Source organism: Rhodoblastus acidophilus, assembly GCF_900187365.1.
Lineage (GTDB): Bacteria > Pseudomonadota > Alphaproteobacteria > Rhizobiales > Beijerinckiaceae > Rhodoblastus > Rhodoblastus acidophilus.
On the sequence record NZ_FYDG01000004.1, the window covers coordinates 244,856 to 263,928 of the forward strand.

The following is a 19,073-nucleotide window of genomic DNA, read 5'->3' on the forward strand; positions in this document are numbered from 1 at the left end:
GCTCGGACCGCGCAAGCCCGCCGGCGCGATCACGCCGCTTTGCCGGGCGCCCGCACCGCGACGGGCAGCAGCTCGGCGAACGGCCGGGGCCGGCTGAACAGATAGCCCTGAATATGATGGATGCCGCGATTGGTGAGGATCGCCAGTTGTTCTTCCGACTCGACGCCTTCGACCACCAGCGACAAGTTGAGGCGTTCGGCGAGCTGGGTGATCGCTGTAATGACCGCCAGCGATTTGGGATTGTGCATGTCGCTGACGAAGGCGCGGTCGATCTTGATCTTGTCGAACGGAAATTTGTTCAGATAGCTCAAGCTGGAATAGCCTGAGCCGAAATCGTCGAGGCAAAGCCGCACGCCCAGGCGCCTCAGATCGTCGAACACCACGCAGGTGGCTTCCGCGTCGCGGATCAGGATGGCCTCGGTCACTTCCACTTCCAGCCGGTCGGGCGCCAACCCGGCCGCCGCCAGCGTGCGCGCGATCAGCGCGACCACGTCGCAACGCCGGAACTGAACCGGCGAAAAATTCACGGCGACGCGGATGTCGTCCGGCCAGACCGTCGCATCCCGACAGGCGCGCTCGACGACCCATTCGCCGATTTCCACGATCAGCCCCGTCTCCTCCGCGATCGGAATGAACGCATCCGGCGAGATCAGGCCGCGGGTCGGATGCCGCCAGCGCAACAGCGCCTCGAATGTGTGGACGCGATTGTCGCGGACATCGACGATGGGCTGGTAGAACAGCTCCAGCTCGTTCTTGACGATCGCCGCGCGCAGGTCGCATTCGATCTGGCGCCGCTGCATCGCCTCCACCTGCATCGACAGGTCGAAATGGCGGAAGCAGCAGCGGCCCAGCGACTTGGAGCGGTAGAGGGCGATGTCGGCGCATTTGACGATGGCTTCGGCGGTGGCCGCGTCGCGGGGGAACGAAGCCGTGCCGATGCTGGCGCCGATCACGACGCTGTGCCGGTCGATCTGATAGGGGGCGCTGATCGCATCGATCAGGCGATGGCAGACCTCGTCGAGTTCGGACGGCGCGATGGTGGGGGCGAGGATGACGCCAAACTCGTCGCCGCCGAAACGCGCCACCAGACCGGCCTCCCCGACCGTCGCCTTCAAACGATCCGCCACCTGGCACAGCAGCCGGTCGCCGGCGGGATGCCCCAGCGAATCGTTGACCTCCTTGAACGCGTCGAGATCGAGAATCAGCAGCGAAAACGTGCGCTTGCCGTTGCCGCACATTTCGATGGACGCGGCGAGCTGGTCGCGGAAGTGGAAACGATTGGACAGCCCGGTCAAAGCGTCGAACATCGCCAGGCGCTCGATTTTCTGCGACGCGCGCCGGGCGGCGGTGACGTCGTCGATCACGATCAGGCGGCCGCCGTCGTCCATCTGGTGGCAACGAATCTCGAACTGGCGCTCGCCAAGCTCCGCGACGAAGGGCGTCGGGAACGGCGCCTCGAACAGCCGGCCGAACTGGGTCATGAAAGCGGCGCGGTCCTGGTCGACAAGCTTGGCGCTCGCGGCGATTTCCTCAGCCAGCCGGCGGATGCTTTGGCCGCTCAAATCTGTCTCGATGCCGAAAAACGCCGGCAGGCGATCATTGACGATGGTCAACACGCCGTTCTCATCGGCCATGCAGATGCCCAGCGGCATATTGTTCATCGCCACGTCGTAACGCCGCTTCTGCCGGGTGGCGTTGCGGCGCCGCAGCAGCATGATCGCGACCAGCGCGCCAATCGCCACGGTCGCGGCGGGAACCGTCTGCTGCATCGCCAACCGGACGCGCCGGCCGATGGTCCAGGACGTGCGCATGGCGGCGGCGTTGGCGAGCATGTCCTGGCTCAGGCGCTGCACGTCGGCCAGCATGTTCTGGCGGTTCACGACGGTCGCCCGGTCGTTGGCCTGGATGATCGCGGCCTTGGGAGAGACCTCCAGGCACAGTTTCGCCGTGTCCGCCTGATAGGCGATGAACTCGTCAATGCGCAGGGACAGCCGCGCCTTGTCGGACGCGGACATTTCGGCGCCGACCCTGGACAACAGCGAGGTCCGGGACTCCGCGACCTTGCGGAGGTCGCGCTGCAACTCGATCGACCTGTCGCGCGCGGCGGCCGCATCCTCGGCGAGCAGCACCGCCATGACCTGCGCCGCCGTCTTTTGCACGTCCTGGGCGAGGCCGTTGGCTTCGATCGCGACTTCGAAGTCGTCCACGATGGCCTGCGACTGCCGCCATTCGAGATCGGCGAGATAGACCGCCGCCGCCGATAGCGCCGCCGCGAGGAGGAACGACAGGCCGACAACGGCCGTGATCTTGGTTTGAACAGCGAGGCGCATCCGGGGAGACTCTGAACGCAGATGACGAACGGCCTCTACCGCTAGTTGCATCCTCTTTCATAAAGATTAACCCAGAGATTTCCGGTCCAATCGGATCAAGTGTTTGGTAAATCGTCAAAAAAACTTCATATTATCATAAGGGCCGCCTGTCGCCGCCACACGCAGGACGCGCCGGCGTCAAAGCTTGGCCCGCGCGGCGAGCCCGAATCCCGCGGACGCAACGCCTCAAAACTTCCGCTCCGATGGTCAACAGACGACGCTGCGGCCGGTTGTCACACTGTTGCAACAATACAACCGTCAGGGCGCATTCCATGACGTTACGTAATTTTCTGATGCAAATGATCCTTTTTGGCGCCACTTGTGGGTTGTCTGAGGCCTTACGTAGCGACAGATTCGTGTTTATCCGGTTCGTGACTCTACGTATTTTGGGCGGATTTTCTTTCGCTTGGCCCAGCAATGACTGACTGTTAGAGGCCAAAAAATGCGACTTCTTACCCTTGCCAGCATTACCCTTGCGTCACTTGCAGGTTCCGCCCTCGCCGCCGACCTGCCTTCGAGCAAGGCGGCGCCCCTGCTGGCGCCCGCGCCGACCGCGGACTGGACCGGCTTCTATATCGGCGCGAACGTCGGTTACGGCGGCGACACGTTCGACTATCCGGTCAATGTGGCGCGCGTCGGCTCCGGCTCGGCGCACCTCACCTCCGGCGGCGTGCTCGGCGGCGGTCAGGTCGGTTACAACAAGCAGTTCGGCTCTTACCTGCTCGGCCTTGAAGCCGACATCCAGGGAACCGACGTCAAGGCGGAACTCGGCGCCGGCGGCGCCGTGGGCGGCACGACGTTCGACGGCAAGGCCGGATCGAGCCTCGATTATTTCGGCACGGTGCGCGGCCGTCTCGGCTATCTCGCGACCAGCAACATCCTGGTCTATGCGACCGGCGGTTTCGCCTATGGCGGCCTGAATTCCTACGCCAAGGGCTCCATCGCCGGCGTCGGCTCGGCCTCCCTCACCAAGGACAGCGACCTGACCGGCTGGACCGTCGGCGGCGGCGCGGAACTCGCGCTCAACCCGCAGTGGAGCGTCAAGGGCGAATATCTCTACGCCGATCTCGGCAAGGCCACCCTGGCGTCGGGCAATATTCTCGGCACGTCCGCCAGCCTGTCCGTCAAGCCGACCGTGAATGTGTTCCGCATCGGCCTGAACTACAAGCTCGACGCCTTCGACGTCGCGTCGGTCATCGCCAAATACTGATCGCAGCCGCGATCGCCTCAACAAAGATCCCGGCCGTTCAGGCCGGGATTTTTTTTGACCCACGCCGTCTCGCGCCTGGTTCCGGCCCGCCCCGCGTGCGACGGCCGCAACCGGCCGGGTCTTTTCTCCGCCTTGTGATCAAAGTTTAGTTGATTATTTTTATAGACAAGATAATTTTTGTAATCGCGTAGGCGCTGGCCGCCGGCGCCTCGCCTCGCCCAAGCGAGACGCCGATGACCGAGATTTTGATTCAAGGACTGCCCAGATGGACCGCATTGATCTGCAGATTTTGAAAATCCTTCAGGACGACGCCACCGTGACCGTCGCCGAAATCTCGTCGCGAGTCGCGCTTTCGGCGACGCCCTGCTGGAAGCGCATCCAGAAGATGGAAACGCTCGGGATTTTGAAAAAGCGGGTCGCCCTGCTCTGCGCGCCCAAAGTCGGCCTTGGGCTGACGGTGCATATTTCCATCCAGGCCGGCGATCATTCAAGCGAAAAGCTCGACGATTTCGTCCGCGCGGTCCAGGCCATGCCGGAAGTGCTGGAGTTCAGCCGTCTCGCGGGCGAGGTCGATTATGCGCTGAAGGTGGTGACGTCGGACATTTCCGCCTACGACGATTTTTACAAGCGCCTCACCGCCATCATGCCGCTGCGCAATGTGACGTCGCATTTCGAATTGCAGAAGATCAAGTCGACGACCGCCCTGCCGCTCGATCTGGCCGCAGGCGCGGCGCCCGAGATTCGCGAATCGTTCGGCCGCCCCGTCGAGCGGGTGGTCGCGTTGCGGCCAGTCTGAGCGCGAATCGCCCGCCGCGCGATCGCCTGCGACCAAGGGTCGCTGGGCGCTTCCAAAAGATATATCTTGTTGAGATAGGTCTTAAGAGCTATCTAACGATATATCTTTTAGGGAGGCGCGGCCTTGGAACACCTGGAATGCGCGGGAGGCGGTCCCGGCTGCGGCCGGGGACGCGGTTTTGGCTGGCGCGGCGGGCGCGGCGGCGGCATGGGGGGCGGCGGCGGCGAATTCCGCGTCGGACGCATGCTGGCGCAGGGCGACCTCAAGCTGATCGCGCTGGCGCTGATCGCGCAGCAGCCGCGACACGGCTACGACATCATCAAGGCGCTGGAAGAACGAACCGGCGGCCTCTACGCGCCGAGTCCAGGCGTGGTCTATCCGACTCTCACCTATCTCGAAGAGGTGGGGCATGTGACCTCGCAGACGGAGGGCGCCAAAAAGCTCTACGCCATTACGGCGGAGGGCCGCGCCTTTCTCGATGACAACCGCGCCCTCGCCGAAGCCGTGCTGGACCGGCTCGCCGCTTTTGGCGCCCGCGCGCTGGCGACACAGGTCCAGGAGGACGCCGCCCCCTCCTCCGGTCTGCCGCCGCTGGTCGAGGCGGCGCTGGTCAATCTGCGCGCCGCCGCCGCGAAAAAACTCGCCGACGATACCGAGGCCGAAGCCGAGATCGTCGCCGTCCTCGCCCGCGCCGCCAGTCACATTCGCAAGGCAGGAGACTGAAATGACCGCCATTCCCATGGACGACCCCAACCGCAGGGATTTGCTCCTGATCGCCACCGGGGCCACGGCCGCGCTCGGCGCGGCGGCGACCGCCTGGCCGCTGATCGCGCAGATGAGCCCCACTTCCGCCACGGTGGCGGCCGGCGCGCCGCTGCTGATCGACCTTTCCGCCATTCCGGTCGGCGGCTCGATTCAGGTGTTCTGGCGCGGCAAGCCCGTGTTCATCAATCACCGCAGCGCGGAGGAGATCGCCGCCGCCCGCGCCGACGATGGCGTGATCGACCCGCAGCCCGACGCCGAGCGCGTCAAGCTCGGCCACGAGCAATGGCTGGTGGTGAACGGAACCTGCACCCATCTTGGCTGCATACCGGCCAATCACGAAGGCGATTATGGCGGCTGGTTCTGCCACTGCCACGGCTCGCAATACGACAATTCCGGCCGCGTGCGCAAAGGGCCGGCGCCCAAGAATCTCGCCCTCGTGCCGTACAAATTCCTCTCGGACGCGCAACTCCAGATCGGCGACGCGTGAACAGTGTTAAATTTTTGATTGGAAGGGATAAAAATGCATATCGCCGTCGCCAGCCAGGATTTTGAACATGTCACCGGCCATGCCGGAATGGCGCGCCGCTTCATCGTGTTCGCCGCTGAGCCGGGCGCTCCGCCGCACGAGGTGAAGCGGATCGAACTGCCGCAGGAGCAGACCATCCATTCGGCCGACCCGGACGCCAGCCATCCGCTCGATGAAGTCGAGGTTTTGATCGCGGGCAGCGCCGGCGGCGGCTTCGTCAACCGCATGGCGCAGCGCGGCGTGATGACCGTCATCACCGCCCAAACCGACCCGGCCCAAGCTGTCGCCGATTATCTCTCGGGCAAGCTCGCCGCGCCGGCGCCCCACGACCACAGTCAGGACCACGACGAATCCGAAGCGGGCGGCTGCTGCTGCGGCGCCGAGGCGCACTGACCTCCAAGGCGGCGTCGAGCCTCGCACGGCGCCGCATCCTGCCCCCCTCAGACGACGCGCGACATTTCCGCGTTCACGCCTGCGGTCTTGACGATATAAGGAATGAGATCCTCGATATCCTGATTGAGAACCTCGTCATCGGCAGTTCGCATGGCCTCGACATATTCGGTCATTTTCTTGTCCTGATCCAGAATATGTCCCAATATCCATCGGTAAAGAAACGACTTGCAGGCGGCGAGCTCACGCTCGAGATGGCGGTCGCCCTTCGTCTCCGACGCCAGCTTTTCGACATATTGGATATAATCCAATAATTCGGAAAGCAGGCGTTCATGCAGTTTGCGATGCTCGTTGATGTGGGGAAAAGATGAGACCTCCTGAAGGATAGTCTCGCGGAAGAAATGTGCGCAGGTGACCCGATAGAGTTCGCGCAGGCAACTCGATATCTCACCCAGATCGCACCCAGGCGTTATCGCCCTGATGATGTAGTTTATTCTTCCGATGATGTTGCGATGATCAGCGTCAATGGCGGCGTGATCGATGCAAAACTCGTCCTTCCAGATAATTAACATTGTAACGATCCCCCCTTAAGAGGTCGATAAAGCCTAATATACTCCTTAAACGCGCCGAGCGCGACCAGAGTCTGCAACCCAGACTTGAAATATGCGCGCATGGAACGAGGAAGCCGCGATCGGGGTTGAAAGCGTAGGCGTTCGGCCAAGCCAGCCCAAGCCAAGCTAAGCAAAGACCGGGACAGATCGTTGCGCATGCTCGACAGCCACGCGAGGGCGGCCCAGCCCCTCGCCGCCGACCTTTTCGCCCCGCTGCGCCGGGCGTCGCCGGACACGGCTTTCGTCGTGGCGCAGATCGGGCAGTCGCTCGACGGCCGCGTCGCCACGGTCAGCGGCGATTCGCGCTACATCAACGGCCCCGCCGCGCTCGACCACCTGCACCGCCTCCGCGCCCATGTCGAGGCGGTGGTGGTCGGCGCCGAAACCATCCTCGCCGACGATCCCCAGCTCACGGTCCGCCGCGTCGCCGGGGTCAGTCCGGCGCGGGTGGTGATCGACCCGCATGGCCGCACCGGCGCCGCCCGCAAATGGCTTGCGGAGGATGGCGTGCGGCGCCTGATCGTCACCGCCGAGGGGGTGGCCGCGCCGGACGGCGCCGAATGTCTCGCCCTGCCCTGCGACCAGGGCCGCATCGCGCCGGCGGCGCTGGTTGCGGCGCTGTTCGCGCGCGGCTTTCGCCGCATATTGGTGGAGGGCGGCCCCCGCACCATCGCCGCCTTCATCGAGGCGCGCTGCCTCGACCGTCTGCACGCGCTGGTCGCGCCGGTGATCATCGGCTCGGGCCGGCCCGGCTTCCAGCTCCCGGTCGAACCCATCCTCTCTCGTGCGCTAAAACCCAAGGCGACGCCGCATCTGCTCGGCGACGGCGAAGTGCTGTTCGATTGCGACTTTTCCGCCTATCGCCGCAGATAAGGCGCGAGCGCGCCGGCCGGCGCGGCCTCCTCGGGGGGCGACAGCGCGCGCAGCACGGTCGGCGGCGCGCTTTCCTCCGCGCTGGCGCACAGCCGCGCCGTCACGAACAGCCGGCCGACGCGCGGCGAGGCCGAAGCGACCGCGAACAGCGGCGCCAGCGCATAGGCCGCCGTCAGCGGCAGCGTCCAAAGCGCCAGCCGCCACGACCCCGCCGCCGTCAGGCCGAACAGCAGGCCGCCGAAGGCGAGTTGCGGCGCGAACAGGCGCAGCGCCGCCGCGACGGTCACGCCATGGGCGTCGCGCGCCTGCGCGCCCCATTCCACCCGGCCAAGCAGCGGCGCCGCGATCATCCGAACGGCGACATCGAAGCCGGTCGCCGCGCCGATCACCAGCGAGGCGAGGCTCTCGACGCCGACGCTCGCCGCGAAGCGGAGCCGGCCGCCCTGCCGCGCCACCGCGCCGGGCGTCAGCGCAGTGTCGAGATAGCCGGCGAGCTTGGGCAGCAGGTTCAGGAACAGGAAGATCGACACGAAGCCGGCTGCGGCGGGGACCGACACGCTGTCGGCGCCGCCGTGCGAAACCATCAGCGCCGCCAGCAGCAGCGCGGCGGCCAGCGCGGGCGCGCGCAAATACATGCCGATCGCCCAGAGCAGATGAAACCGGCTCATCGGCGCGAGGCCGGGCAGGCGCAGCAGTTCGACATATTGCATGTTGCCGCGCCGCCAGCGCGCCTCGCGCCGCACGAAATCGACCAGCGTCGGCGGATTGTCCTCGTAACTGCCGGATTCCAGCGGCAACATGCGCGTCTCGTAGCCGGCGCGGCGCAGCAACGCCGCCTCGATCTGGTCGTGCGACAAAATGGCGGCGCCGCCCTTGAGCGGCGGCAGCTGGCAATGCCGGGCAAACGGCGCCACCCGCACCAGCGCGTTATGGCCCCAGAACGGAGCGCAATCGCCGGCCCACCAGGTCGCGCCGACCGTATAGGCGCGCATCCCCGCGCGCATGCCGAACTGGAAGATGCGGGCGAAAGCCGAGCGCGACGGCGCGCCGACGACCAGCGTCTGAATCAGCCCGAGTCGCGGCCAGGCCTCGCCGATGCGGACCAGCTTCACGATGGTTGCGCCATCCATCAGGCTGTCGGCGTCGAGCGGAATCATGAATTCGTAACCGGCGCCCCAGCGCGCGCAGAAATCGGCGATATTGCCCGCCTTGAAGCCGGCGTTCTCAGTGCGGCGGCGGTAATGGATGCGCCCTGGTTCGCGCGCGCAGGACAGCCAATGCGCGAATTCCAGCCGTTCGGCGGCGGCGATGGCGGGGTCGTCGCTGTCGCTCAAGATAAAGAAGTCGAAGGCGGCGGCGTCGGGCTGGGCGTCGAGGCTCGCCGCCACGGCGCGCAGCCGGGCGAAGGCGCGCGCGGAATCCTCGTTGCGGATGGTCATCAACACAGCGCTGCGCGTGCGCAGGCGCCCGGCGCTTCCGGCCAGCGCGAACGGCGCCGCCCGCCGCAGCATTTCGCCGGGCGCGCGCAGCAGCCAGAAGCCGAGGCCCGCATTGACCGCGCCGAGCACAGTCCAGGGCGCGGCCACGGCCAAGCAGATCACAAGGCCGACGCGCGCCGCTTCAAAACCGTTTCCGGCCAACAGGAAGCAAAGCCAGAGCAGAAGGCTCGCATACAGCCCAAGGCAAGCGAGCAGGACGCCGAAGCGGCGACGCCTCAATTCGGCGCGGCTCTGAATTCCGGCTGGCGTCAGCTCGGCTTTACCTTGCATCTTGGGTCCTCACGGGGTTGTGAACTTGGTTTCCGCGCGGAGAAACACAATAATAAAGGCCTCATGGTGGCCGAAACCGCAGTCAAATCCCGCAGCAGCCTGTTCGCCCGCGCGCTCTGGCAGGAGGAACGCGGGCGGCTCGCCCTGCGCCAGGAGGCGCTGACCGCGCCGACGGAGGCCGAGGCGCTGGTGAAAACCCTCTGGAGCGCCGTCAGTCGCGGCACGGAGCGGCTGGTGTTCGACGGGCGCGTTCCCGCCAGCCAATATGCGGTGATGCGCGCGCCGATGCAGCGCGGCGAGTTCCCCTTTCCGGTCCAATATGGCTATGCCGCCGTGGGCCGCGTCGAGGCCGGTCCGGTCGACTGGCTGGGCGCGACCGTGTTCTGCCTGCACCCGCACCAGGATCGTTTCGTCGCGCCGCTCGACGCCCTGCGTCGCACGCCTGCCGGCCTGCCGGCGCGGCGGGCGACGCTGGCCGCCAATATGGAGACGGCGCTGAACGCCTTGTGGGATTCCGGCGCCGGGCCGGGCGACCGCATCGTCATCATCGGCGCCGGCGTGGTGGGCCTGCTGACCGCCGCGCTGGCGGCGCGCCTGCCCGGCGCCGAAGTTTGCGTCGTCGATCCCGACGGCGCCCGCGCGGGCGTGGCGCAGCGGTTTGGCGCCGATTATCGCGCGCCAGCGGCCTGCGCCGCCTTCGCCGGGACCGCCGATTGCGTGTTCCACGCCAGCGGCGCGGCGGAGGGGCTGGCGCTGGCGCTCGATTGCGCCGGACTGGAGGCGACGATCATCGAAATGAGCTGGTATGGCGATTCCGCCGTGCCGGCGCCGCTCGGCGAGGCTTTTCATAGCCGCAGGCTTCGGCTTGTCTCGTCGCAGGTCGGCCATGTCGCGCCCTCGCGCCGCCCGCGCTGGAGCGCCGCGCGGCGGTTGGACAAGGCGCTGACGCTGCTGTGCGACGCGCGATTCGATGAACTGATCTCCGAGGAAGTGGATTTCACTGACGCGCCGGCCGCCGCCCCGCGCCTGTTCGGCCGAGGCGCGCCCGGCCTCGCCACCGTGCTGCGCTATTCCGACCCGTGAGGCCCGCCATGTACGCCGTCGAAGTCCGCGACCACATCATGATCGCCCATAGTTTTCGCGGCGAGCTGTTCGGGCCGGCGCAACGGCTGCATGGCGCCACCTTCATCGTCGATGTCGCGTTCTTCCGCGAGGAGCTGACCGACGACGGCGTAGTGGCGGACATTGGCCGGGCGCATGAGGCGCTGAAGGCGGCGCTGGCCCCGCTGGCCTATCGCAATCTCGACGATCTCGACCTGTTCAACGGGCGGCAAACGACGACGGAAGTGTTGGCGCGGCATATTTTCGACGCGCTGGCGGCGGCGACCCGTTCCGGCGCGCTCGGGCCGGGCGGCGAGGGCGTCGAGCGCATCCGCGTCACCCTGCACGAATCGCATTTGGCCCGCGCCTGGTTCGAGGGGCGCGTCGCCCTCTGATGCGGCGGGTCGTCTTCGCGATTCCCGGCGACCTCGCGACGGCGACCGGCGGCTACGCCTATGCCCGCCGCCTGATTCACGAATGGGCCGGCTTGGGGCTGGAGGTCGCGCATCTGCCGCTGCCGGGCGGCTTTCCCGCGCCGGATGCGGGCGAGATCGCGACGGCGGTCGCGGCGATGAACGCGGCCGCCGCGCCGGAGGACCTGTTGCTGATCGACGGGCTTGCGTGCGGGGCCTTGCCCGAATCGGCGCTGGCGCAGTTGCGGGCGCCTTTTGTGGCCCTGCATCATCATCCGCTTTGTTGCGAATCGGGCCTCGCGCCGCAGCAGGCGAAAAGGCTGTTCTCTTGCGAACGCGCCGCGCTGGCGCGGGCGCGGGCCGTGATCGCGACCAGCGCCCATAGCGCGGGCGTGCTGCGGCGCGATTTCGGCGTCGCCCACGAAAATCTGACCGTCGCGGAGCCGGGAACCGACCCGGCGCCGCGCGCGACGCCCGCGCCGGGCGCCCCGCTGCTGCTGGCAGTGGGCGCGCTCACGCCGCGAAAAGGTTTTGATCTGCTGGTGGAGGCGCTCGCCGGCTTGCGCGCGCTGGACTGGCGGCTGGAGATCGTCGGCTCGACTCAGCGCGACCCGGCGGCGGCGGCGCTCGAAGCCAGAATCGCGCGCCATGGACTGCAAGGCCGAATCGCGTTGCGAGGCGAGATCGGCGCGGCGAACCTCGCCGCCGCCTATGCGCGCAGCGCGCTGTTCGTGTCGGCCGCGCGCTACGAGGGCTATGGCATGGCGCTGGCGGAGGCGTTGGCGCGCGGGCTGCCGCTGGTGGCGTCGCGCGGCGGGGCGGCGCAAGACACCGTTCCCGACGCCGCCGCGCTCAAGGTCGCGCCCGGCGACGGCGCGGCCCTGCAAGGGGCGCTTGGGTGCGCGCTCACGGACAGCGCGCTGCGCAAGCGGCTGGCCGCAGCCTCCTGGGAGGCCGGCCAACGCCTGCCGCGCTGGCGCGATACGGCGATGACGGTCGCCGCGGCGCTGGGGCGATTGTGAGGCCAAACCCGGCGCCGAAGCCTGTGGAGAAACCGCCCCAATGAAAATTTCCGAAATCAAACGCTTGCCAGCCGCAATTCGATTTGTTACACGACCGCACCTACCGATTGCGCAGTTGACTTGCGCAATTCTTCGCGGCCATGGCGGAATTGGTAGACGCGCTAGCTTGAGGTGCTAGTCCTTTAACCGGGGTGGAGGTTCGAGTCCTCTTGGCCGCACCAATCTACAGTAAAAATGTGAGACGATTCCCCTGATGGGGGCCGCTCTCCTTGCATTACACTACGTCAGCACAGCGAGCCGACGCTTGCCGCCGTTCGATGGTCTTGCTGGCGAACGGTTCCGCGCGCGGCGCCCCCTTGCTCGACAATTCCAGGCCAGCCCGCATTGCTCCCGGCGGCGCCGGGAGCTTGTCCGGGCCGCGGGCCCGTCATGCCGAAAACAGGAAATCCTGCGATCGCAACGCCAACAGGCTGTGCACGGTGACATCGTCGCCGGACGCGAAGGTGATCGTGCTGGTGTGATTCGCCGTGTCGTAGGACGAAATGGCGAGCTGGCTAAAGTCCTTGATCGCCAGCGCGCTGACGTCAATGTGGTCGCGTCCCCAGGCCGATCCGCCGCCCTGGCCGAAATCCTCGATCACGTCATGGCCATTGTTGGCCTTGAACACGAACAGATCGCCGCCGCCGCGCGCGTTACCCTGAAGGATCCGGGCGTCGCCCCACATATCGTCATTGCCGGTTCCGCTGATCAGCGTGTCGCCGCCGCCGCGCGCGTCGCCGGACAGGGTCAGCGCGTCGCCGATGAGCACGCTCTCGAACGATCCGGCTGGACGCGACGCCGTCGCCAGGGGATCGTCGCCGCCGACGAGCGTGTCGTTCCCGCCGCGCGCCCGGAAGGTCAAGATTTCGGCGTCGCCGACCAGCGTGTTGAGCACGGCGGAAAAGTGCCTGAAATAGCTCGCGCCGGCGAGATGATCATTGCCGCCCCGGGCGTCGCCGGACATGGCCTGCGCGTCGCCGTAAACCTGCCCCACGCCGGCGACGGCCGCCGACACGCCCACATAGCGATCGTCGCCGCCGACGGCCCTGTCGGTCATGGCGCCCCCGGCGTCGCCGTAGAACACGGTCTTGCTGTCATCGCCAGCGTAAAAGACGTCGTCGCCGCCGTGCGCATGGCCGGAGATGGCGCCACGGGCGTCGCCGTAGAAAGTGACGTTGCTGTCCCTGGCGGAGTCGGCGAACACGTCATTGCCGCCGCGGGCGCGGTCGGTCATGTCGCCGCCCGCGTCGCCGCAGACCACGAAATTGTTCTGCAAGCCTTGCGCCGTGAACGTGTCGTCGCCGCCGCGCGCGTGGCCGGAGATGTTTTCGCCGGCGTCGCCGTAACATTTGGTGTTGGCGTCATGGCCGCCGAAGGTGAAAGAATCGTTCCCGCCCCTGGCCCGGTCTCGCAGGTCCGCGCCGGCGTCGCCGTACATATTGATCGGCTGGTTGAACAGATATGTCGCCGAATACGAGAAGACGTCGTTCCCGCCCTTCGCGCAATTGGAAAGACCGCCGCCGGCGTCGCCGTACATGTCGACCCGCAGCGTGTGGAACGACTGGAGATCGAAACTGAAAACATCGTCGCCGCCCCCCGCGCGCCCGGAGACGTTTCCTCCGGCGTCGCCGTACATGGCGAGCGTGACGAGACCGGTCGAGGATGAATCGGCGATCACCGCACGCAAACGGTCGGCGCCGCCCGTCGCGCGACCCGAGAGAACGCCGCCCGCGTCGCCGTAAAGGTTGACCGTGAATGGGAAGGCCGCCCCATTGGCGATGACGGCGCTCAGGGCGTCGTCGCCCCCGCGCGCCCGGTCGAGAATGTGACCGCCGGCGTCGCCATAGACGCTGCCGGATCCATAGGTGGTCAGCGTGTCGGCGCCGCCTGCGGCGCGGTCGCGCAGGTTTTCGCCCGCGTCGCCGTAGAGCGTATTGGCCGGATCGGCGCCGATGAGCGTTTGATCGCCGCCCCGATCGGTCCCTTGCAGCGCGCCCTTGGTATCCCCGTACAAAACCGCCATGGCTTCCTCCGTGATGAAAGCCTCGTTTTCAGCTCAACGGCGGGAAACTTGCAGAATTTAAATCAAAATAACACTGCGTGATTGCCGAATTTTAATCACGATTAAATGAGGATTTAACTTCCACTGTTAGCGTTACGTCAGTTCGCCGACAACGATGACCCCTGCGAGGCGCCTGCATGCTCCGGGGACAGCTTGCGATAGAACGCTTCCGTTTCCGAACTCCAGCCGGCCGGCGCCGGGCGCAGCTCGGGCGCCTTCGCGCCCGGCGCGAGATGGACGATCCGGAACCCTTCCGCTTTTAATGTGCGCAGCAGCGCCGGCAGCATGTCGGCGGTCTGGCCCTTGATGTCGTGCAGCAGCAGGATGCCCCTGCCCGCCTTGCGCAGCCGCGTCATCACCAGGTCCAGCTCGCGCTCGGGCGTCATCTTGTTCCAGTCGGAGGCCCATAGATCCGCGCCGAATACGGGCATCTGCCGCCGGTTCGCCGCCTCCAGCAGCGCGGGCGAATCGCCGAAGCCGGGAAAGCGCAGGAAATGCGAGGCCTTGCCGCCGGTGGCGGTCTGCACGGCGCGGTCGCCGCGCTCCATTTCCGCCAGCCCCGCCGCGAGGTCGAGCGCCCGCAGGCTCTTGGCCGGGTGCGACCAGGAATGGCTGCCGACGCTGTGGCCCTCGGCGATCTCGCGCCGCGCCAGTTCGGGCATGGCCTCGGCGTTGCGCCCGATCAGGAAGAACGTCGCCTTGACGCATTGCGCCGCCAACGCGTCGAGCACCTTGCGCGTCGTCGGCGCGGGGCCGTCGTCGAAGGTGAGGACCACTTCATGGTCCTCCAGCGCCAGGGTCTGCGGATAGGTTTTCAGGCCGACCTGCGGCGCCCCGCCGATTTCCAGCGTGCGCGACACGCCGAGCGCATCCGGGCCGCAGGACGGCGGGCGCGACTCAGGCCCCGCTTGCGCGGGAGACAGGCGCGAGAGCGCCAAAGACAGCAGAACGCCGCAAATTAACCGTTTTTTGACCGTCATAGATGAAATCCCGTACGGTCTTGCCGACGCGTGACGCGCGGAATGTTGAGCGCCGGAATAAGCGTTTTGCGTGGAAAATCAAGCCTTGCGCTGGACACGAGCACAAAACTGGTTTCAACTCGCGTCCATCAGGGTTAACGCGTCTTAACGACTTTTTGCTCTTTCAGGGATATTGTGCCCGCATGAACAATCTGTCGAAACACTTTGCGCATGGCATGTTGGCCGCCCTCGCCTTGGCGTTGGCAGGCTGCGGCGGCCCCTCGATCCTGTCGGACTCCTCCGGGAAGCTCTCGGGACAGCGGCCCGGCCATTACAAGGAAACCGAAGCGACCCGGATCGCCAAGGGCTTTCCGGTGCATGGCGTCGATGTTTCTAAATACCAGGGCAATGTCGACTGGATGGCCGTGGCCGAAGGCGGCGTGAATTTCGCCTATATCAAGGCCACAGAAGGCGGCGACCGGCTCGACCCCAAGTTTTTCCAGAATTGGCATGGCGCGAAAGCCGCGGGCCTGCCGCGCGGCGCCTATCATTTCGTCTATTGGTGCCGCCCCTGGCAGGAGGAAATGGCCTGGTTCGAGCGCAACGTGCCGCGCGATCCCGACGCGCTGCCGCCCGTGCTCGACGTCGAGGCGACGCCGACCTCGACAAGCTGCCCGCGCCGGCTGGAGAAGCAGCAGACGCTGCAGGAAATCCGCCAGATGCTGTCCGAGATGGAGCGCTATTACGGTAAGAAGCCGATCATCTACACCACGGTCGATTTCTACGAAGCGATGTTCTCGGACGGGGAAATGTCCAACTTCCCGATGTGGATCCGCTCGACCAAGCATCACCCTGCGGTGAGATACGGCGATCGCGCCTGGCATTTCTGGCAATACCAGTCCGACGCCTGGGTGCGCGGCATCCCGACGCGGGTGGACCGCAACGCCTTCTACGGCGACGAGAAGGACTGGCGGAACTGGCTGAAGACCAACAGCTTTGAATCGGCTTCCGCTCGGTAGTTTCCACGCTTGCGCAACCTTTGATCGATGTTAAGTTGCAAGACCGCCCTCCGCCGGGAGGGCGGTCTTGCAAATCAAATAAAAACAATTCGTTCATCGGGAGGAAGCCATGTCCAAGACGATCGGCGCCGCCGATCTCGCGGCGGCCGTGCAACGCGCCGTCGCTTCGCTCAAGATCAAACCCGAGCCCGTCACCGTGGGATTCGTTGCGCCGGAGACGCCCGGCGCAGTGGTCGCCGCCGACAAGCCGCGCGGCGCCCAGGCCAAGACGGCGAATCCGCGCGGCGCCGGCCCGAAGCCCGTCGCCGCAAGGCTGGTGGCCTAGAGCATAAAACCTTGCTCAATCAAGGCGTTCCCGTCCGGCATGGCTCCATGCCGGCGGGCGCCGGAGAGGCCGATCATGCCCTACGATGACGATCTTCTCTGCCCCGGCGCGCCGCCGTGGACGGAAGGGGCGGTGGTGTTCGGCGTGGTGTCCCGCGTCGCCGGACGGTTGCAGGTCGACTGGCTGGAGACGAAAACGCCGGCGACGCCGGACATTCTCGCGCTCACCGGCGACACGCCCCCGGCCAGCGTGCTGCGCACCGCCGCCAAATGCCCGGAATCCTGCTGCGCGCATTTCGACGGCGACGAATGCCAGCTCATCGGCCGCTTGGTGGCCGCGCTCGCGCCCGTCGCCAGCGCGCGCCTGCCCTGCCCCATCCGCGGCGAATGCCGCTGGTTCTGGCAGGAAGGCCTGGCGGCCTGCGGGCGCTGTTCGCAATTGGCGACCCAGGACGATCACGCCGACATCGCCTTGCGCGAGGCGGCGCGCCCGCGCTGACGGCGTCACGGCGCCGGCAAGATCGCCTGGGTCTTGCCGGCGAGCCAATAGGCGATCAGGCCGATCCATTCGCGCACGGCTGTTTCGGCGTTGCGCAGGGCCAGCGCGCCATCGCCGGGCGGGCGCCAGTCGTCGGCGGTTCCATAGGTGCGGAAATCGACCGGAAATGCGACCGGATCCATCCCCTGTGCGCGAAACGCCGCCATCGCGCGCGGCATGTGCCAGGCCGAGGTGACCAGCAGCCAGCGTTCCCCCGCGCCGGGATGGGCCAGCTCTTGCGTGAACACGGCGTTCTCGAACGTGTTGCGCGACCGGTCCTCGAACATCATCCGCTCATCCGGCACGCCCAGCTCGCGCCAGAGCTGGCGCGCCACATCGGCCTCCGGCGCGCCGGAGCGCAGCAGCGCGCCCGAACCGCCGGAAAACACCAGTTTCGCCTTGGGAAAAGCCCGCGCCAGCGCGGCGCCGGCGGTCATGCGCTCGGCGGCCTCGTTGAGCTGGATCTGGCCGCGCGCCTGCGTGATCCGCTCGTCCACGCCGCCGCCGAGAACGATGATTCCGTCGGGCGCCGCTTCTTCAAGCCGCAGCGCCGGAAAGCTCGCCTCCAGCGGCCGCAGCAGCGCCGCGCCGAGCGGCAGGAAGGTCATGACGGCGAGCAGGCCGAGGCCGGACGCGACCAAGCCCGCGCCGCCCCGCCCCCGCGCCAGAAGCCAAAGCCCGAAAGCCGCGACGAACAGGCTGAGATGCAGCGGCGAGGCGAGAAACCAGAAAATCTTCGAGGCGATGAAAAACATCGCCGCTCAATCCACGCGGGGGACGCCGAGTCGGTACACGCCGCGAAAATTCTCGGGATCGACCGGCTTTCCCTTGCGATAAATCACCAGCCGCCCCTCCAGCGCCAACGCCACCGCCTTGCGGCGGACGTCGGTGAGGTGGTTGCGCCAGCCGAGTTCATCCTCGCCGCGCTTTTCGGCGAAAGCCTTGGCGGCGTCGGTTGGACAAATGGATTTCTCCGGCCCTATGGCGCGGCACAGATCGAGAATCGTTTCAGACAAGTCGCTCATGTCGCCATTGGACCACGCGCGGCGCGGCGGTCAAGCGCCTGTTGACGCTGGCGCGCGGCTGGGCTCCAATCCGGGCGGAGGTCCGCCATGCCGCAGAACATCACCTTGGGCTACCAGCACATGCTCGACGAGGCGCTGGCCGCGATCCGCACCCTCACGATTGAGGAGGCGCGGGCGCTGCACGGCCGCGACGACGTGCTGTTCGTGGATCTGCGCGATCCCCGCGAACTGGAGCGCGAGGGGCGGATTCCCGGCGCCTTCCATTGCCCGCGCGGCATGCTGGAATTCTGGATCGACCCGGCCAGCCCCTACGCCAAGCCACAATTCCAGCAGGACAAGACATTTGTCTTCTTCTGCGCCGGCGGCTGGCGCTCGGCGCTGTCGGCGTTCCTGGCGCAGCGCATGGGACTGTCGCCGGTCGCCCATATCGACGGCGGTTTTTCGGCGTGGAAAAAATCCGGCGCCCCCGTCGAGGGCGGCAAGACCGACATGAATGCCGGCTAGCATGGCTGCAAGACGCCCGCCGGCGCACCAACATATGACGAGAGCCAAGGCATGAATCTCACCCTTTTCATAGGCAACAAGGCTTATTCCTCCTGGTCGGCGCGGCCCTGGCTGCTGATGACGGCGCTCGGCCTGCCCTTCACGGAGAAGGTCACGCCGCTTTACGAGGAGGGGTCTTCGGAAAAGATGCGCGCCGTGGCGCCGACCGCCAAGGTTCCGGTTCTGGTCGCCGACGGCTTCGCCATTTGGGATTCGCTGGCCATCGTGGAATATCTGCACGAAAAGTTTCCCCAGAAAAACGTCTGGCCGGGGCAAGCCGAAAAGCGGGCGCGCGCCCGTTCGCTCTGCGCCGAAATGCACGCCGGCTTCCAGGCGCTGCGGCAGGCCTGCCCGACCAATTTCCGCCGCGAGCCGCGCGCGACGCCGCTCGGCCTCGACGCCGCCGCGCGCGACAACCTCGCGCGGATCGACGCGATCTTCGCCGCCGCCGAAGGGCCGTTCCTGTTTGGCGACTACAGCGCCGCCGACGCCTATTTCACCCCCATCGCCAGCCGCATCGCCACCTACAGGCTGCCGCTGTCCGAACCGGCGCGCGCGACCTGCGAGGCCCTGCTCGCCCATCCCGCCTATGCGGCGTGGCGCGCCGGCGCCCTGAAGGAGGGCTGGACGATCGAACGCTGGGAAAATCTCTGATCCAGCCCTCACAGAACTGCGCGCAATTCGCTTTCTCCTGCTCGGCCGCAACCAACCGGAGGCCT

At 66.7% G+C, this 19,073-nt stretch carries 21 protein-coding genes and 1 tRNA gene; 15 read left to right on the plus strand and 7 right to left on the minus strand.

The annotated features are described in order from the left end of the window. Nucleotides 1-29: 29 nt before the first annotated feature. Nucleotides 30-2,330 carry a putative bifunctional diguanylate cyclase/phosphodiesterase gene (locus tag CFB24_RS11080; RefSeq protein WP_158255233.1) on the minus strand — a complete coding sequence of 767 codons (2,301 nt, stop codon included), beginning with the start codon at nucleotides 2,328-2,330 and terminating at the stop codon, nucleotides 30-32. 481 nt (nucleotides 2,331-2,811) lie between these two features. Here CFB24_RS11080 and CFB24_RS11085 point away from each other — a divergent pair, with 481 nt between their 5' ends. From CFB24_RS11085 to CFB24_RS11105, 5 genes are all read left to right on the plus strand, one after another. After that, nucleotides 2,812-3,579, plus strand: coding sequence for an outer membrane protein (locus tag CFB24_RS11085; RefSeq protein ID WP_088520669.1), 768 nt, complete (start codon nucleotides 2,812-2,814; stop codon nucleotides 3,577-3,579). Nucleotides 3,580-3,844: 265 nt separating this feature from the next. Beyond that, nucleotides 3,845-4,375 carry an Lrp/AsnC family transcriptional regulator gene (locus CFB24_RS11090; RefSeq protein ID WP_088520670.1) on the plus strand — a complete coding sequence of 177 codons (531 nt, stop codon included), beginning with the start codon at nucleotides 3,845-3,847 and terminating at the stop codon, nucleotides 4,373-4,375. 123 nt (nucleotides 4,376-4,498) lie between these two features. Then, nucleotides 4,499-5,098 carry a PadR family transcriptional regulator gene (locus tag CFB24_RS11095; protein ID WP_425332077.1) on the plus strand — a complete coding sequence of 200 codons (600 nt, stop codon included), beginning with the start codon at nucleotides 4,499-4,501 and terminating at the stop codon, nucleotides 5,096-5,098. A 1-nt stretch (nucleotide 5,099) separates the two neighbouring features. Next, on the plus strand, nucleotides 5,100-5,627 hold the full coding sequence (gene petA, locus CFB24_RS11100; protein ID WP_088520671.1) for a ubiquinol-cytochrome c reductase iron-sulfur subunit: 528 nt from the start codon (nucleotides 5,100-5,102) through the stop codon (nucleotides 5,625-5,627). A 33-nt stretch (nucleotides 5,628-5,660) separates the two neighbouring features. Further along, a complete protein-coding gene (locus CFB24_RS11105) occupies nucleotides 5,661-6,059 on the plus strand; it encodes a NifB/NifX family molybdenum-iron cluster-binding protein (RefSeq protein WP_088520672.1) in 399 nt (132 codons plus the stop codon). 47 nt (nucleotides 6,060-6,106) lie between these two features. Here CFB24_RS11105 and CFB24_RS11110 read toward each other — a convergent pair whose 3' ends face one another. After that, nucleotides 6,107-6,628: a bacteriohemerythrin gene (locus tag CFB24_RS11110; protein ID WP_088520673.1), complete on the minus strand. Its 522-nt coding sequence runs from the start codon at nucleotides 6,626-6,628 to the stop codon at nucleotides 6,107-6,109. A gap of 195 nt (nucleotides 6,629-6,823) precedes the next feature. Between CFB24_RS11110 and CFB24_RS11115 the strand changes: the two genes are divergently transcribed. Further along, nucleotides 6,824-7,540 carry a RibD family protein gene (locus CFB24_RS11115; RefSeq protein ID WP_088520674.1) on the plus strand — a complete coding sequence of 239 codons (717 nt, stop codon included), beginning with the start codon at nucleotides 6,824-6,826 and terminating at the stop codon, nucleotides 7,538-7,540. Here the strand turns inward: CFB24_RS11115 and mdoH are convergent. Further along, nucleotides 7,525-9,309, minus strand: coding sequence for a glucans biosynthesis glucosyltransferase MdoH (gene mdoH, locus CFB24_RS11120; RefSeq protein WP_088520675.1), 1,785 nt, complete (start codon nucleotides 9,307-9,309; stop codon nucleotides 7,525-7,527). The genes CFB24_RS11115 and mdoH overlap by 16 nt on opposite strands. A gap of 63 nt (nucleotides 9,310-9,372) precedes the next feature. Here mdoH and CFB24_RS11125 point away from each other — a divergent pair, with 63 nt between their 5' ends. From CFB24_RS11125 to CFB24_RS11140, 4 genes are all read left to right on the plus strand, one after another. Further along, nucleotides 9,373-10,392 (plus strand): zinc-dependent alcohol dehydrogenase, encoded by a 1,020-nt coding sequence (locus tag CFB24_RS11125; protein WP_244593216.1) that lies wholly within the window; start codon nucleotides 9,373-9,375, stop codon nucleotides 10,390-10,392. Between the two features lie 8 nt (nucleotides 10,393-10,400). Beyond that, nucleotides 10,401-10,805 carry a 6-pyruvoyl trahydropterin synthase family protein gene (locus tag CFB24_RS11130; protein ID WP_088520676.1) on the plus strand — a complete coding sequence of 135 codons (405 nt, stop codon included), beginning with the start codon at nucleotides 10,401-10,403 and terminating at the stop codon, nucleotides 10,803-10,805. Further along, entirely contained in the window at nucleotides 10,805-11,845 is a 1,041-nt protein-coding gene (locus CFB24_RS11135) for a glycosyltransferase family 4 protein (protein WP_088520677.1), read from the plus strand. Before CFB24_RS11130 ends, CFB24_RS11135 begins: the two co-directional genes overlap by 1 nt. A 134-nt stretch (nucleotides 11,846-11,979) precedes the next feature. After that, nucleotides 11,980-12,066, plus strand: a tRNA-Leu gene (locus tag CFB24_RS11140). A gap of 206 nt (nucleotides 12,067-12,272) precedes the next feature. Here CFB24_RS11140 and CFB24_RS11145 read toward each other — a convergent pair. After that, complete coding sequence (locus tag CFB24_RS11145) at nucleotides 12,273-13,907, minus strand: autotransporter outer membrane beta-barrel domain-containing protein (RefSeq protein ID WP_088520678.1); 1,635 nt, start codon at nucleotides 13,905-13,907, stop codon at nucleotides 12,273-12,275. Nucleotides 13,908-14,044: 137 nt separating this feature from the next. After that, nucleotides 14,045-14,926 carry a polysaccharide deacetylase family protein gene (locus tag CFB24_RS11150; protein ID WP_088520679.1) on the minus strand — a complete coding sequence of 294 codons (882 nt, stop codon included), beginning with the start codon at nucleotides 14,924-14,926 and terminating at the stop codon, nucleotides 14,045-14,047. 182 nt (nucleotides 14,927-15,108) lie between these two features. On the opposite strand from CFB24_RS11150, the gene CFB24_RS11155 reads away from it, so the two are divergent. The 3 genes from CFB24_RS11155 (at nucleotide 15,109) to CFB24_RS11165 (ending at nucleotide 16,747) form a co-directional block, all read left to right on the plus strand. Then, the gene (locus CFB24_RS11155) at nucleotides 15,109-15,924 is read left to right on the plus strand and encodes a glycoside hydrolase family 25 protein (RefSeq protein WP_088520680.1); all 816 of its coding nucleotides are present in this window, start codon (nucleotides 15,109-15,111) and stop codon (nucleotides 15,922-15,924) included. A gap of 109 nt (nucleotides 15,925-16,033) precedes the next feature. Continuing rightward, complete coding sequence (locus tag CFB24_RS11160) at nucleotides 16,034-16,249, plus strand: hypothetical protein (RefSeq protein WP_088520681.1); 216 nt, start codon at nucleotides 16,034-16,036, stop codon at nucleotides 16,247-16,249. 75 nt (nucleotides 16,250-16,324) lie between these two features. Continuing rightward, nucleotides 16,325-16,747 (plus strand): nitrogen fixation protein, encoded by a 423-nt coding sequence (locus CFB24_RS11165; protein WP_088520682.1) that lies wholly within the window; start codon nucleotides 16,325-16,327, stop codon nucleotides 16,745-16,747. A 5-nt stretch (nucleotides 16,748-16,752) separates the two neighbouring features. On the opposite strand, the gene CFB24_RS11170 is transcribed toward CFB24_RS11165, so the two are convergent. After that, the gene (locus CFB24_RS11170) at nucleotides 16,753-17,541 is read right to left on the minus strand and encodes a YdcF family protein (protein ID WP_088520683.1); all 789 of its coding nucleotides are present in this window, start codon (nucleotides 17,539-17,541) and stop codon (nucleotides 16,753-16,755) included. A 6-nt stretch (nucleotides 17,542-17,547) separates the two neighbouring features. After that, the gene (locus tag CFB24_RS11175) at nucleotides 17,548-17,811 is read right to left on the minus strand and encodes a DUF3253 domain-containing protein (protein WP_088520684.1); all 264 of its coding nucleotides are present in this window, start codon (nucleotides 17,809-17,811) and stop codon (nucleotides 17,548-17,550) included. Nucleotides 17,812-17,898: 87 nt separating this feature from the next. Between CFB24_RS11175 and CFB24_RS11180 the strand changes: the two genes are divergently transcribed. After that, nucleotides 17,899-18,315, plus strand: a complete 417-nt coding sequence (locus CFB24_RS11180; RefSeq protein WP_088520685.1) for a rhodanese-like domain-containing protein — start codon at nucleotides 17,899-17,901, stop codon at nucleotides 18,313-18,315. A 51-nt stretch (nucleotides 18,316-18,366) separates the two neighbouring features. Beyond that, nucleotides 18,367-19,008 carry a glutathione S-transferase family protein gene (locus CFB24_RS11185; RefSeq protein WP_088520686.1) on the plus strand — a complete coding sequence of 214 codons (642 nt, stop codon included), beginning with the start codon at nucleotides 18,367-18,369 and terminating at the stop codon, nucleotides 19,006-19,008. Nucleotides 19,009-19,073: the final 65 nt, after the last annotated feature.

What these genes read in the sequence shown, in the direction of transcription:
- CFB24_RS11080 (WP_158255233.1), bottom strand. Translation starts at nt 2,330, where the DNA reads ATGCGCCTCGCTGTTCAAACCAAGATCACGGCCGTTGTCGGCCTGTCG.
- CFB24_RS11085 (WP_088520669.1), top strand. Translation starts at nt 2,812, where the DNA reads ATGCGACTTCTTACCCTTGCCAGCATTACCCTTGCGTCACTTGCAGGT.
- CFB24_RS11090 (WP_088520670.1), top strand. Translation starts at nt 3,845, where the DNA reads ATGGACCGCATTGATCTGCAGATTTTGAAAATCCTTCAGGACGACGCC.
- petA (WP_088520671.1), top strand. Translation starts at nt 5,100, where the DNA reads ATGACCGCCATTCCCATGGACGACCCCAACCGCAGGGATTTGCTCCTG.
- CFB24_RS11105 (WP_088520672.1), top strand. Translation starts at nt 5,661, where the DNA reads ATGCATATCGCCGTCGCCAGCCAGGATTTTGAACATGTCACCGGCCAT.
- CFB24_RS11110 (WP_088520673.1), bottom strand. Translation starts at nt 6,628, where the DNA reads ATGTTAATTATCTGGAAGGACGAGTTTTGCATCGATCACGCCGCCATT.
- CFB24_RS11115 (WP_088520674.1), top strand. Translation starts at nt 6,824, where the DNA reads ATGCTCGACAGCCACGCGAGGGCGGCCCAGCCCCTCGCCGCCGACCTT.
- mdoH (WP_088520675.1), bottom strand. Translation starts at nt 9,309, where the DNA reads ATGCAAGGTAAAGCCGAGCTGACGCCAGCCGGAATTCAGAGCCGCGCC.
- CFB24_RS11125 (WP_244593216.1), top strand. Translation starts at nt 9,373, where the DNA reads ATGGTGGCCGAAACCGCAGTCAAATCCCGCAGCAGCCTGTTCGCCCGC.
- CFB24_RS11130 (WP_088520676.1), top strand. Translation starts at nt 10,401, where the DNA reads ATGTACGCCGTCGAAGTCCGCGACCACATCATGATCGCCCATAGTTTT.
- CFB24_RS11135 (WP_088520677.1), top strand. Translation starts at nt 10,805, where the DNA reads ATGCGGCGGGTCGTCTTCGCGATTCCCGGCGACCTCGCGACGGCGACC.
- CFB24_RS11145 (WP_088520678.1), bottom strand. Translation starts at nt 13,907, where the DNA reads ATGGCGGTTTTGTACGGGGATACCAAGGGCGCGCTGCAAGGGACCGAT.
- CFB24_RS11150 (WP_088520679.1), bottom strand. Translation starts at nt 14,926, where the DNA reads ATGACGGTCAAAAAACGGTTAATTTGCGGCGTTCTGCTGTCTTTGGCG.
- CFB24_RS11155 (WP_088520680.1), top strand. Translation starts at nt 15,109, where the DNA reads ATGAACAATCTGTCGAAACACTTTGCGCATGGCATGTTGGCCGCCCTC.
- CFB24_RS11160 (WP_088520681.1), top strand. Translation starts at nt 16,034, where the DNA reads ATGTCCAAGACGATCGGCGCCGCCGATCTCGCGGCGGCCGTGCAACGC.
- CFB24_RS11165 (WP_088520682.1), top strand. Translation starts at nt 16,325, where the DNA reads ATGCCCTACGATGACGATCTTCTCTGCCCCGGCGCGCCGCCGTGGACG.
- CFB24_RS11170 (WP_088520683.1), bottom strand. Translation starts at nt 17,541, where the DNA reads ATGTTTTTCATCGCCTCGAAGATTTTCTGGTTTCTCGCCTCGCCGCTG.
- CFB24_RS11175 (WP_088520684.1), bottom strand. Translation starts at nt 17,811, where the DNA reads ATGAGCGACTTGTCTGAAACGATTCTCGATCTGTGCCGCGCCATAGGG.
- CFB24_RS11180 (WP_088520685.1), top strand. Translation starts at nt 17,899, where the DNA reads ATGCCGCAGAACATCACCTTGGGCTACCAGCACATGCTCGACGAGGCG.
- CFB24_RS11185 (WP_088520686.1), top strand. Translation starts at nt 18,367, where the DNA reads ATGAATCTCACCCTTTTCATAGGCAACAAGGCTTATTCCTCCTGGTCG.